The organism is Candidatus Burkholderia verschuerenii (genome assembly GCF_001189365.1).
Classification (GTDB): Bacteria; Pseudomonadota; Gammaproteobacteria; order Burkholderiales; family Burkholderiaceae; genus Caballeronia; species Caballeronia verschuerenii.
This window is the reverse complement of the sequence record NZ_LFJJ01000011.1, coordinates 21,478-34,284: the sequence shown is the minus strand read 5'-3', so window position 1 is coordinate 34,284 and position 12,807 is coordinate 21,478. Positions and strand designations below refer to the sequence as shown.

At 63.9% G+C, this 12,807-nt stretch carries 8 protein-coding genes and 4 pseudogenes; 6 read left to right on the top strand and 6 right to left on the bottom strand.

Features of this window, described 5'->3' with window-relative positions; all coding sequences use genetic code 11:
- Positions 1 to 102 precede the first annotated feature (102 nt).
- Entirely contained in the window at positions 103 to 2,541 is a 2,439-nt protein-coding gene (locus tag BVER_RS04350) for a bifunctional diguanylate cyclase/phosphodiesterase (protein ID WP_050452237.1), read from the top strand.
- Between the two features lie 21 nt (positions 2,542 to 2,562).
- Here BVER_RS04350 and BVER_RS04345 read toward each other — a convergent pair whose 3' ends face one another.
- Positions 2,563 to 3,021: a CopD family protein gene (locus BVER_RS04345; RefSeq protein ID WP_050452236.1), complete on the bottom strand. Its 459-nt coding sequence runs from the start codon at positions 3,019 to 3,021 to the stop codon at positions 2,563 to 2,565.
- A 127-nt stretch (positions 3,022 to 3,148) separates the two neighbouring features.
- On the opposite strand from BVER_RS04345, the gene BVER_RS04340 reads away from it, so the two are divergent.
- Positions 3,149 to 3,616, top strand: a complete 468-nt coding sequence (locus BVER_RS04340) for a helix-turn-helix domain-containing protein (protein ID WP_050452259.1) — start codon at positions 3,149 to 3,151, stop codon at positions 3,614 to 3,616.
- Positions 3,613 to 4,195 (top strand): annotated as a pseudogene (locus BVER_RS04335) (PIN domain-containing protein). The gene BVER_RS04340 and the pseudogene BVER_RS04335 overlap by 4 nt, the downstream one beginning before the upstream one ends.
- Before the next feature lie 3 nt (positions 4,196 to 4,198).
- On the opposite strand, the gene parC reads toward BVER_RS04335, so the two are convergent.
- From parC to BVER_RS04315, 4 genes and pseudogenes are all read right to left on the bottom strand, one after another.
- The gene (gene parC / locus BVER_RS04330; RefSeq protein ID WP_050452235.1) at positions 4,199 to 6,517 is read right to left on the bottom strand and encodes a DNA topoisomerase IV subunit A; all 2,319 of its coding nucleotides are present in this window, start codon (positions 6,515 to 6,517) and stop codon (positions 4,199 to 4,201) included.
- A gap of 37 nt (positions 6,518 to 6,554) precedes the next feature.
- On the bottom strand, positions 6,555 to 8,534 hold the full coding sequence (locus tag BVER_RS04325; RefSeq protein WP_050452234.1) for a DNA topoisomerase IV subunit B: 1,980 nt from the start codon (positions 8,532 to 8,534) through the stop codon (positions 6,555 to 6,557).
- A gap of 328 nt (positions 8,535 to 8,862) precedes the next feature.
- On the bottom strand, positions 8,863 to 10,797 hold the full coding sequence (locus tag BVER_RS04320) for an ATP-binding cassette domain-containing protein (RefSeq protein WP_050452233.1): 1,935 nt from the start codon (positions 10,795 to 10,797) through the stop codon (positions 8,863 to 8,865).
- 147 nt (positions 10,798 to 10,944) lie between these two features.
- Positions 10,945 to 11,118 (bottom strand): annotated as a pseudogene (locus BVER_RS04315) (DUF4399 domain-containing protein); the annotation flags it as partial.
- Here BVER_RS04315 and BVER_RS29805 point away from each other — a divergent pair.
- Together BVER_RS29805 and BVER_RS04310 are read left to right on the top strand one after the other, a co-directional pair.
- Positions 11,103 to 11,345, top strand: a pseudogene (locus BVER_RS29805) (bestrophin-like domain); the annotation flags it as partial. The pseudogenes BVER_RS04315 and BVER_RS29805 overlap by 16 nt on opposite strands.
- On the top strand, positions 11,342 to 12,091 hold the full coding sequence (locus BVER_RS04310; RefSeq protein WP_050452232.1) for a class I SAM-dependent methyltransferase: 750 nt from the start codon (positions 11,342 to 11,344) through the stop codon (positions 12,089 to 12,091). The pseudogene BVER_RS29805 and the gene BVER_RS04310, both read left to right, overlap by 4 nt.
- A 29-nt stretch (positions 12,092 to 12,120) precedes the next feature.
- Here BVER_RS04310 and BVER_RS04305 read toward each other — a convergent pair whose 3' ends face one another.
- Complete coding sequence (locus BVER_RS04305; RefSeq protein WP_050452258.1) at positions 12,121 to 12,303, bottom strand: rubredoxin; 183 nt, start codon at positions 12,301 to 12,303, stop codon at positions 12,121 to 12,123.
- 273 nt (positions 12,304 to 12,576) lie between these two features.
- Between BVER_RS04305 and BVER_RS36185 the strand changes: the two are divergent.
- Positions 12,577 to 12,777, top strand: a pseudogene (locus BVER_RS36185) (DUF4399 domain-containing protein); the annotation flags it as partial.
- Positions 12,778 to 12,807: the final 30 nt, after the last annotated feature.

Genomic DNA, 12,807 nt, shown 5'->3' with positions numbered 1-12,807 from the left:
AAAGCCTCAGGACATGCATTGCCACCGCTCCTTCGCGCAGTTCGCCGCCGCGCCATGCGCCCACTTTGTGGCGCGACTCGGTCGCGGCGCGCCGGGCATCGCATGAAACGCGCGCGCGCCGCCCACGCGAGCGACACCCTGCACACCGCGCCGTCGGTGCGGCGGCGGCGCGCGCTGCTCGCCATTCCCGTGCTCGGCACCGTTGTGCTGGCGTTGCTGTGGGCCGTGATCTTCGCGCGGCTGTCGGTCGAACGCGATTCGACCATCCACGATTCGATGGCGTCCGCCGCGATTCTTTCGTCCGCGCTCGAACAGCACACGATCAAGGCGATTCATCAGGTCGATCAGATCACGCGCTTCGTCAAGTTCGAGTATGAGAAATCGCCCGGCGACTTCGATCTGATTTCGACGGTCGAAAAGGGCGTCGTGCAGAGCGACACGCTCGTGCAGGTCTCGCTGATCGACGAACACGGCACGCTGATCGCGACCACATCGGACCCGCATCCGAAACCCATCGATCTGTCGGATCGCGAGCACTTCAAGGTGCACGTCCACGCCAACGACGATCTGCTCTACATCAGCCGCCCGGTGCGCGGACGCGTCTCGGGCATCTGGACCTTGCAGATCACGCGGCGGCTCAATCATCCCGACGGCACGTTCGCGGGCGTGGTCGTGGTGTCCGAAGACCCCGCCTATTTCACCAACGATTTCTACAACGTCGCGACGATCGGCCACGAAGGCGTGATCGCGGTCGTGGCGGACAACGGCACGGTGCTCGCGCGCAGCACCGGCGACGGCACCAACGACCATCCGCCCGCGTCGGCGGTGAGCAAGGGCGGCGCGGCGCGCAACGCGGCCTCCGATCCGCACGATCACACGCACGGCGCGTTCAGCGCGAGCGGCATCTATCCGACGTCCGAGCATGCGTCGGGCATCTATGTCGATCCGATCGATCACGTGAAGCGCATCGTGTCGTACCGGCATATCGACGGTTATCCGCTCGGCGTGCTGGTCGGACTCTCCGAGCGCGAGGAGATGGTCGACTACAACCACACGCGCAGCGTCTATCTGCTGATGGCGAGCTTCATTTCGATGGCGATGCTCGGCTTCTTCGCGGTGGCGACGGGTCTGATCGGCAAGCTGCTCGAACGCGAGCGCGAGATGACGCATCTGGTCGAATACGATCTGCTCACCGGCCTGCGCAATCGCTATTCAACCTTGCGCGCGCTGCGGCTGGACGTGGCGCAGACGGAGAATATCGGGCGGCTGGCGCTGCTGTTCATCGACCTCGACAACTTCAAGACGGTCAACGATACGCTCGGCCACAATGCGGGCGATATCGTGCTGCAGATGACCGCATCGCGTCTCGCGGAAACGGTCGGGCATAGCGGCACGCTGTCGCGTATCGGCGGCGACGAGTTCGTCGTGGTCGTGAAAGGCGACGATGTCGAGCAGCGTGCGGTAACGCTGGCCAACGACATCGCCACCATGTTCGCCACGCCCTTCGATGTGCGCGGCAGCGCCTTCGTGCTGCATGCGAGCATCGGCATTGCGTTGTATTCGGTGTCGAACGAAAGCGAAATCGATCTGCTGAAAAAAGCCGATCTGGCGATGTACAGCGCCAAGGACGCGGGCCGCAACTGCTATCAGTTCTATTCGCCGCAGCTGTCGCATCGCGCGGATCATCTGATGAAGTGGGAGCAGCAACTGCGTGTTGCGCTGACCGAGGAGCAACTGTTCCTCGTCTATCAGCCGAAGATCGATCTGACGCGGCGCTGCATCACCGGCTTCGAGGCGCTGGTGCGATGGAACCATCCGCAGCACGGGCTGATTCCCGCCAACGAATTTATTCCGGTGGCAGAATCGACGGGGCTGATCGTCACGGTCGGCGACTTCGTGATTCATACGGCGTGCAAACAACTCGCGCAATGGCAGCGCGACGGTTACACGGGCTTGTCGCTGGCGGTGAACATTTCGGCGGTGCAATTCTGGCGCGGCGATCTGCTGGAGACCGTGGCGCGCGCGATCGCCGCGACCGGCATTCCGCCGGGCAAGCTCGAACTCGAAATCACCGAAACCGTGATGGTCGAATATCCCGAACTCGTGCAGGAGAAAATCGTCGCGCTCAAGCGGCTGGGCGTGCGTATCGCGCTCGACGATTTCGGCACGGGCTATTCGTCGTTGTCGTATCTGAACCGCTTTTCGGTCGATACGCTCAAGGTCGACCGCTCCTTCATTCAGGCGATTCCCGAAGACCGCAGCGTCTGCGTGATGGTATCGGCCATCATCAATCTGGCGCGTTCGCTCGGGCTGACCGTGGTCGTGGAAGGCACCGAGCGCGAGGAACAGATCGGCTGGCTGGCCTCGCTCGGGCCGGTCGAAGCGCAAGGCTTCCTGTTCTCGCGACCCGTTCCGGTCGATGGCGTGCAGGCGCTGCTGGATCGCTTCGGCGTCTGCGGATGGCCGCGCGGCGCCGCGCCCCGCTCGCGCACGGAGCCGTCGTCGAACACCGCGTTGAGCGACGAACGCGGCGGACGTTAGCGCGGGCGACTGGAATCGGCTTCAGAGCCCGCGCGACAACACCGCCGTGCCGATCGTCACCACGCCCAGCACGAGATTGATCACCACGAGCCGCCTGACGGTCGCGACGGCGCGCGCGCCATCGGGCCAGTTCTGCGCCTGCACCGCGCGGCGGATACGCGGAAACACGCCGAAGCGAATATGCCCGAAGATCAGCATCATCACGATGCCCAGGCCCGCCATCGCGTGCAACGACCACACGGCATGACCGCCGCCGAACTGCATCAACAGAAAGCCGCCGGTGATCAGAATGACGAGCACCGCGCCGGCGACCCAATTGAAGAAACGCGAAAACACGGCTTCCCACAGTGGCAGACGCAGTTGCGGCGTGAGATCGCCGAGCGCGGGGCGCAGGCAGAAGTGCGCGAAGACCATGCCGCCGATCCAGACGGCCACGCCGAGCAAGTGCAGGAAAAGCGCAGCTTCAATGGCTTTGTTCATTGGGTTCTGTAAATGTGGTTGTTTGTTATGTAGGCGGCACGCGCCGTTTCGTTTAATGCGATTTTCGTTTATTTCGAATAAACTGGCGTTTTGCGAAAGTCCGAGCGCCTTACCCGCGCAAAACACCATGACCTCCATCGCGCACGCCGAAGTGAATCTGCCCGCCGAACGCGAAGTCGAGACCGCGCTGCGCGGTCAGCGCGCACTCGCGACTTATCTGTCGACCAGCATCGAAACCCAGCGCATCCAGATCTACGACGACAACGATCAGGCGCATCAGGTCGAATTGCCGACATCGGCGCTACGACTGTTGATCGACATCCTCGCCGAACTGGCCGATGGCAATGCCGTGAAAGTCGTCCCGGTCCACGCCGAACTCACGACTCAGGAAGCGGCCGATCTGCTCAACGTATCGCGGCCGCATCTGGTCAAGCTGCTCGAATCGAATGCGCTGCCCTTCCACAAGACGGGCAAGCATCGGCGCATCCGGTTCGCGGATCTGATGCAGTACAAGCTGGAACGCGAACGGTCGAGCGAAGAAGCGATGTCGGCGCTGGCGAAGCAGGCACAAGATCTAGGAATGGACTACGAATGAGGAGTTCCCGCTTCACGGTCATTTTTGATGCATGCGTGCTCTATCCTGCGCCGCTGCGGGACTTGCTGATGTGGTTGGGACTGTCGGGACGATTCCGCGCGCGATGGACCGCGCGGATTCATGAGGAGTGGCAACGCAATCTGTTGAGGAAGCGCGCCGATCTGACGCGCGAGCAGATCGGGCGCACCGCGAGTTTGATGGACGCGGCCATACCGGATGCACTGGTCGAAGGATACGAAGACCTGATTGCGGGCCTCAATCTGCCCGATCCGGACGATCGCCATGTGCTCGCCGCCGCGATCCGCTGCGGCGCCAGTGTCATCGTGACGTTCAACGAGCGGGACTTTCCCGACGACGCGCTTGCGCCTTGCGCCGTTCGGCATCGAAGCGCGGCATCCGGATGCCTTTATCGACGACCTGTTCGATCTCGATCCGGCCACCGTGATTCAGGCCGCGCAACGACAGCGCAAGCAACTCAGACATCCGCCGATGGAAATCGACCGATACCTCGATGTCCTGCTCAAACAAGGTCTCGTGCAGACATGCCGAGCGCTCGCGCCGTTCAGATCGATACTCTGAACCCTACCCCTCAAACACCGGCCGCAACTCCGTCACCTTCAACGACGAATCCGGCGCGCGACCCTTACGCGCCCGCTTGCCCAGATGCAACTGCATCTGCGAGCCGGACAGCTTCTCGTCGCGAATCTTGCCGCCGCGTCCCGTGCCGATCATCATCACGCCGCGCGCGTCGATGGCGAGCGCCTGACGCAGCGTTTCCTTCGGATCGAGCGCCATCAGCGTGACGCCGCGACCGCCGCCGGAAAGCGTCTTCATCTCGTCCATGCCGAATACGAGCAGACGCCCCGTGCTCGACAGACACGCGATGTAGTTCGCGCCCGGAATCACCGGCATCGGCGCGAGCGGCGCTGAGTCTTCGTCGATGGTCATGAAGGCCTTGCCCGCCTTCTGACGGCTCACCATATCGCCCAGCTTCGCCGTAAAGCCGAAGCCGTTGCTCGATGCCAGCAACAATGGCTGCTCCGCATTCGCCGCGAAGTAATGCAGCAGATGCGTGCCCGATTCCAGTTCGATCAACGACGTCACCGGCACGCCGTCGCCGCGCCCGCCCGGCAGCGACGCCACCGGCACCGAATACACGCGGCCCTTGCTGCCCCACGCGACCAGCGAATCCGGCGTGCGCGCGAGGAACGCGGCATACAGCCCGTCGCCCTGCTTGAACGTGAAGCTCGCCGGATCGAGACCGTGGCCCTTCAGCGCGCGGACCCAGCCGCGTTGCGACACGACCACCGTCACCGGTTCGTCGACGACACGCGCCTCGAACGTCGCGCGCTTGTCCTGCTGAATCAGCGTGCGGCGATCGTCGCCGTATTGCTTCGCGTCGGACTCGATTTCCTTGATGAGCAGACGCTTCATCGCGGCGTCGCTGTTGAGCAGTTCCTCGAGACGGGTTTTCTCGTCGCGCAAGTTGGCCAACTCCTGCTCGATCTTGATCGCCTCCATGCGCGCCAACTGGCGCAGCCGGATTTCGAGAATATCTTCCGCCTGCCGGTCCGACAGCTTGAAACGCGCGATCAACGCCTGCTTCGGCTCGTCCGATTCGCGGATGATCCGAATCACCTCGTCGATATTCAAGAAGACGATCATCCGCCCTTCGAGAATATGGATGCGGTCGTTGACCTTGGCGAGGCTGTGCTGCGTGCATCGCGTGACCGTCGCGAAGCGGAAGCCGACCCACTCGTGCAGTATCTCGACGATGCCCTTCTGACGCGGCCGCCCGTCCGAGCCGATCATCACCAGGTTGATCGACGCGTTCGATTCGAGACTCGTATGCGCGAGCAGCGAATTCACGAACTCGGTCTGATCGATACGGCTCGACTTCGGCTCGAACACCAGACGCACGGGCGCATCGCGGCCGGATTCGTCGCGCACGGTGTCGAGCAGCGCGAGCATCGACTGCTTGGTTTGCGCCTGCTCGGGCGTGAGCGTCTTCTTGCCGAGCTTGATCTTCGGATTGGTCAGTTCCTCGATTTCTTCGAGCACCTTCTGGCTCGACACGCCCGGCGGCAATTCCGTGATGACGATCTGCCACTGGCCGCGCGCGAGTTCCTCGACCTTCCAGCGCGCGCGCACCTTGAGGCTGCCGCGTCCGGTCTCGTAAGCCGTGGAAATTTCCGTCGGCGACGAAATGATTTGCCCGCCGCCCGGGAAATCCGGTCCGGTGAGCTTTTCCATCACGCCCGCATGGCCGATCTTCGGATCGCGGATCATCGCGACCGCCGCGGTCGCGACTTCGCGCAGATTGTGCGACGGCACTTCCGTCGCCATGCCCACCGCAATACCCGATGCGCCGTTCAGCAGCAAGAACGGCAAACGCGCGGGCAACAGCTTCGGCTCTTCCGACGAACCGTCGTAGTTCGGCATGAAATCGACCGTGCCCTGATCGATTTCATCGAGCAGCAGACGGGCGATCGGCGTGAGACGCGCTTCCGTGTAACGCATGGCCGCCGCGCCGTCGCCGTCGCGCGAGCCGAAATTGCCCTGTCCGTCGATGAGCGGATAGCGCATCGAAAAATCCTGCGCGAGCCGCACCAGCGCCTCGTACGCGGACGAATCGCCGTGCGGGTGATACTTGCCGAGCACATCGCCCACCACGCGCGCCGACTTCACCGGCTTCGCGTTATTGGACAGGCCCATCTCGTTCATTGCGTAGAGAATGCGGCGTTGCACGGGCTTCTGGCCGTCGCAGACGTCGGGCAAGGCGCGGCCCTTGACCACGCTCACCGCGTAGTCGAGATAGGCGCGTTCGGCGTAGTCGCCGAGTGTCAGTCGTTCGCCGTCCGGTGCGGTCTGTTCGGCGAAGAGATCGTCTGTGGGTTCCATCGATTATCTGTTCCTGATGCGTTCGATCGTGGCGCGCTCAAATGTCGGCTTCGACTTCGTTGCCCTTCTCTTCGAGCCAGCTACGGCGCGACGATGCTTCGCCCTTGCCCATCAGCATGGTCATGCGCGAGACGGTCAGATCGAAGCCGAGATCGCCGAGCGCGACCGGCAGAAGGCGGCGCGTGTCGGGGTTCATGGTCGTGTCCCAGAGCTGCTCGGCGCTCATTTCGCCGAGACCCTTGAAGCGGCTGATGCTCCACGCCGTTTCGCGCACGCCGTCCTTGCGCAGCTTGTCGAGGATCGCTTCGAGTTCGCCTTCGTCGAGCGCGTAGAGCTTCTGCGCGGGCTTCTTGCCGCGCGCGGGTGCATCGACGCGAAACAGCGGCGGACGCGCGACGCACACATGGCCGCGTTCGATCAGTTGCGGGAAATGCTTGAAGAACAGCGTCAGCAAAAGCACTTGAATATGCGCGCCGTCGACGTCCGCATCCGACAGAATGCAGATCTTGCCGTAACGCAGATTCGACAGATCGACCTGCTCGTCCGGACCATGCGGATCGACGCCGATCGCAACGGCGATGTCATGCACTTCGTTATTCGCGAACAGACGATCGCGCTCGGTTTCCCACGTGTTCAGCACCTTGCCGCGCAACGGCAGAATGGCCTGAAATTCCTTGTCGCGGCCCATCTTCGCGGAGCCGCCCGCCGAATCGCCTTCGACGAGGAAAAGTTCGTTACGCGCGATATCCGTCGATTCGCAATCGGTCAGCTTGCCGGGCAAAACGGCCACGCCGGAACTCTTCTTCTTCTCGATCTTCTGGCCGGCACGCGTACGCGCCTGCGCCTGACGGATGACGAGTTCCGCGAGCTTCTTGCCGTACTCGACATGCTGATTCAGCCACAACTCTAGCGCCGGACGCGAGAACGACGACACGAGCTTCACGGCGTCGCGACTATTCAGCCGTTCCTTGATCTGCCCTTGAAACTGCGGATCGAGCACCTTCGCCGACAGCACGAACGACACGCGCGCAAACACGTCTTCCGCGAGCAGCTTGACGCCCTTCGGCTGCAGATTGTGAATCTCGACGAAGTTCTTCACCGCCTGAAAGAGGCCGTCGCGCAGGCCGGATTCGTGCGTGCCGCCCGCGGGCGTCGGAATCAGGTTGACGTAGGATTCGCGCAAGAGCGGACCTTCCTCGCTCCACGCGACGACCCACGACCCTCCCTCGCCTTCGGCAAAGGTCTCTTCGGTATTCTTCGAGCTTTCCGCGAAGCGTTCGCCTTCGAAAAGCGGAATCAGCAGATCGCTGCCGCCCATGCCTTCGAGCAAATAGCCGCGCAGACCGTCTTCGTACTTCCAGGTCTGACGTTCGCCGGTCTTTTCGATCACCAGCGCCACTTCGACGCCCGGCAACAGCACGGCCTTCGAGCGCAGCAGACGCTGCAATTCGCCGAGCGGCAGATTCGCGGAATCGAAGTACTTGGGATTCGGCCAGGCGCGCACGCGCGTGCCGTTTTTTTTCTCGCCGCGTTCGAGCGCGCGCGTGGTGAGCGTCTCGACGACATCGCCATTCGAGAACAGGAGTTGCGCGGACTTGTTGTCGCGCCACACCTGCACTTCGAGGCGCGTGGCGAGCGCGTTCGTCACCGATACGCCGACGCCGTGCAGGCCGCCCGAGAACGTGTATGCGCCGCCCGCGGCTTTATCGAACTTGCCGCCCGCGTGCAGACGCGTGAAGACGATCTCGACGACCGGCACGCCTTCTTCCGGATGCATGCCGAACGGAATGCCGCGCCCGTCGTCTTCGACGGATACGGAATTGTCGGTGTGCAGCGTGACGGTGATCTGTTTGCCATAGCCGCCGAGCGCTTCGTCCGAAGCGTTGTCGATGACTTCCTGAATGATGTGCAGCGGATTCTCGGTCCGCGTGTACATGCCGGGCCGCTGTTTGACCGGCTCCAGGCCCTTGAGCACCTTGATGGATGCTTCGCTGTAGCCGGCTGCCTTGGCTTGCATGACACTACGCTTGCCTCGTTCCGTAGCGGTCGCCATTGCGCTGGATTTTTTCGTGGACATAGTTGAACGGTTGCCCGGCTCTCGTGCGTCCTTGCGGGATCCGACACGATGTGGCCACATCATGACGCCCGATTTGCCGGCGATAAATGCCTTAAATTTGCCTGACCGGATGGTCCTTGACGAAGCGCTCGCCTCGTCCGCCGATCCGTGCCGCGCTAGGAGAATAGCGGTTTTCGCTCGCCGCGCCCACCTCGGCAGCATAAAACGCCCGATGGCGCGGGCCGCGCCGGTCACGAAACCGACACGCGCCCGATGCGATTCGCGCCCGCTATTTCCGTTTCGCTTCCAGTTCTTCCCAGCGTTCCAGCGCGACCAGCAGTTCCTCTTCGATCGCGGCGTGACGTTCCGACAGACGCGCGCCTTTCTTGGCGTCCTTCGCGAAAATCGAGCCGTCCGCGAGTTGCGCGCCGATGGTCTTCTGCTCGTCCTCGAGCGCCGCGATCCGCTCCGGCAGCGCTTCGAGTTCGCGCTGTTCCTTGAACGACAGCTTGACCGTGCGCTGGGCGTTGCGGCCGGCGGCGCTTTCCTTCGGCACGTCGTCCTTCGGCGCTTCCTTCGCGGTCTGACGCGCCGCTTCTTCCGCGATCCGCTCCGAACGTTCGCGCTGAATCTGCCAGTCGGAGAAGCCGCCGACGTACTCGCGCCACTTGCCGCCGCCTTCCGCCGCGAACACCGAGGTCACGACGTTATCGAGAAACGCGCGGTCGTGGCTTACCAGCAGCACGGTGCCGTCGTAATCGGCGAGCAGTTCTTCGAGCAGTTCGAGCGTGGGAATGTCGAGGTCGTTGGTCGGTTCGTCGAGCACCAGCACGTTGGCGGGACGCGCGAACAGCCTCGCCAGCAGCAGGCGATTGCGCTCGCCGCCCGACAACGAGCGCACCGGCGATCGCGCGCGCTCGGGCGCGAACAGGAAGTCGCCGAGATAGCTCATCACGTGCTTCTTCACGCCGTTGACTTCGACCCATTCGCTGCCGGGACTGATGGTGTCCGCCAGCGATTTGTCGAGATCGAGCTGCGCGCGCATCTGATCGAAATACGCCGCCTGAATGTTGGTGCCGGTGCGCACGCGGCCGTCGTCGGGCTGCAATTCGCCGAGAATCAGCTTGAGCAGCGTGGTCTTGCCCGCGCCGTTCGGCCCGACCAGACCGATCTTGTCGCCGTGCATGACGGTGGCCGTATAGCTGTCGACGATGGTGCGTTCGCCGTAGCGCTTGGTCACATCCGTCAGTTCGGCGACGATCTTGCCCGACTTCTCGCCCTGCCCGACATCGAGCTTCACGTTGCCCTGCACGTTGCGGCGTTCGGCGCGCTCGTTGCGCATTTCCACCAGCCGCGCAATGCGCCCGACGCTGCGCGTGCGCCGCGCCTCCACGCCCTTGCGGATCCACACTTCTTCCTGCGCGAGCAGCTTGTCGAACTTGGCCTGCTCGACCTGTTCGACTTCCAGCTGCTGCGCCTTGCGCGTCTGATACGCACTGAAATTGCCCGGATACGACAGCAGCCGCCCGCGATCCAGTTCGACGATACGCGTCGCCACGCGATCCAGAAACGCCCGGTCGTGCGTGATGAACAGCAAGCCCGTGCGCAAGGTGACCAGCAGTTCCTCGAGCCAGCGGATGCCCTCGAAGTCGAGATGGTTGGTCGGCTCGTCGAGCAGCAGCACGTCCGGCTGCACGACCAGCGCGCGCGCCAGCGCCACGCGCTTTTTCATGCCGCCCGACAGCGCGCCGGAACGCGCGTTGCCGTCCAGCCCGATCTGATCGAGCGTGGTCGAGACGCGGGTGCGCCAGTTCCACGCATCGCGCAGATCGAGCGAGGTTTGCAGCGCGTTCATGCGCGCCAGCAGCTCGTAGTGCTTCGGGCCTTCGGGCGTTTCGGCGAGCGCGTGGGCGACGGCGTCGTATTCGTCGAGCAGCGTGCGGGCTTCGATGAGACCGGAGGCGACGACATCGAACACGGAGGCATCGAGATCGAATTCCGGCTCCTGCGGCACGTAGACCGTGGTGAGTTCGTTCTGACGCATGACGAGGCCGTCGTCGGGCGCGGCGAGCCCCGCGACGATCTTCAGCAGCGACGACTTGCCCGCGCCGTTGCGGCCGATCAGCCCGACCCGCTCGCCCGCTTCGAGCGAAAAGTCGGCATGGTCGAGCAATGCGACGTGGCCGAACGCGAGTTGCGCGTCCGTGATGGAATAAAGCGACATGGGAGAGCCGTGGAAAAAACGAACGGTGACACCGATGTGTCACGCAGGGAAGCATTCATTGTACCGTTCGCGCGCGACGGGCCGTGGCTCAGCCGAACGGCATAGGCCGCCGCGCGCGGTTTTGCGTGTGTGCCGACCCGCGCGCGTCTACTTGACGTGCACCTTGACGGTCGAACTCATCTCCGGCCCGTACGAGCGATGCGCGCCGTCGGCGAACTGCATCGTCAGCGTGTGATCGCCGGGCGGCAGCTTCACGTCGGCTTCGGTCTGGCCTTTGCCGTAGTGGATGTGCGTATCGTCGGCGGGCACCACGGTCGATTTCGTATCCGTTCGATCGCATTCTGGTCGGCTGGCTGCTGATCATTTTTCTCTGCTTCGGGCTGATCGCGCCGCGCAATGCGCTGTCGCTCGTGACCATCACGCTGGGCGCGTTGTCGATCGCGTCGGCCGTGCTCGTGATCCTCGATCTCGATACGCCGTTCAGCGGCCCGATCATGGTCCGCAGCCAGCCGATGCGCGACGCGCTCGTCTACCAGAACCGCCCATGACCACTGCCTCGCTTTACGACGATGCGCGTCTCGTCGCGCTCTACGACACGCTCAATCCCGCCGCCGCCGATACCGCGTTCTACGTGGCGCTGGCCGAATCGGCGGAACACGTGGTCGATCTCGGATGCGGCACCGGACTGCTCGCCTGCGAACTCGCGACGCGCGGCTATCGCGTGACGGGTATCGATCCGTCGCCGCGGATGTTGCAGGTGGCGCGGCATCGGCCGGAAGGAAAACGCGTGACGTGGATCGAAGGCGACGCGGGCGCGCTGGCGTTTGTCGGCCCCGTCGATCTGCTGCTGATGACCGGCCACGTCGCGCAGGTGTTTCTCGACGACGCCGCGCTGCTCGCGACGCTCAAGGCCGCGCGACGCGCGGTGTGGCCGGGCGGGCGCATCGCGTTCGAAAGCCGTCATCCGATGGCGCGCGCGTGGGAGGCGTGGACGCCCGAGGCATCGCGGCGGCAGGTGAAAGCGCCGGATGGCGGCAGCGTGGGCATCTGGCAGGAACGGCACGCCGCGCCCGATCCGCTGACGGACGGCCGCGTGGCGTTCACGACGCACTATCGATTCGAGGAAAACGGCGGCGAGACGCTCGAGGCGCGCAGCGAACTGCGCTTCTGGACGCGCGACGAACTCGCGCGGCTGCTGAATCAGGCGGGATTCGCGCGGATCGACTGGTATGGCGACTGGAATCGCGCGCCGCTCGATGACACGAGCCGCGAGATGATCGCGGTGGCGCGCTAGAAAAGACGTGTCGGGGCTAACAGCCCGCTTTAGAAATCGACGACGACGAAATCTTCCTTGCCGACGTCGCATTCCGGGCAGCGCCAGCCGGCGGGGATATCGGCGAAACGCGTGCCCGGCGCAATGCCTTCTTCCGGCAGACCGTGCTCTTCGTTGTAGATCCAGCCGCAAATCAGGCAGACCCAGCTCTTGAATTCGATGACTTCGCTCACGACAGACTCTTGGTGACGTATGGACTGAAAGCGCGCCTGTTGTCCGGATAAAGCGACGGCACGGACGGGCGCGCGGCGACGCATCTTACCGGAATTCCGCTCTCCGACGCCCGCGCGGCCGGGCATGCGCGGCACGGCGCCGCACCCGGCGCGGGCAGCGTCGCTGCGAGCGCACGAAAGGCCGGTGTATGCTTGGTCGCGGTCCGTGCGTCCGGCAAGCTTCCCCCGGCGCGCGGCCGACTTCCACGGCGCTGCCGATACAAGGAGAAGACGATGCTTTCGAAAACGCTCTTGCGCGTCCTGATTCCGGGCGCCATCGCGCTCTCGCAATACGGGGTGGCGCACGCGCAGTCCGCGCGCGTTTATTTCATCGAACCGAAGGACGGCGCGACCGTCACGAGCCCGGTGCATGTGAAGTTCGGCGTCGACGGCATGACCGTCGCGCCCGCCGGCACGATGACGGACGGCACCGGCCACCATCATCTGATCATCGACGGCGCGGCG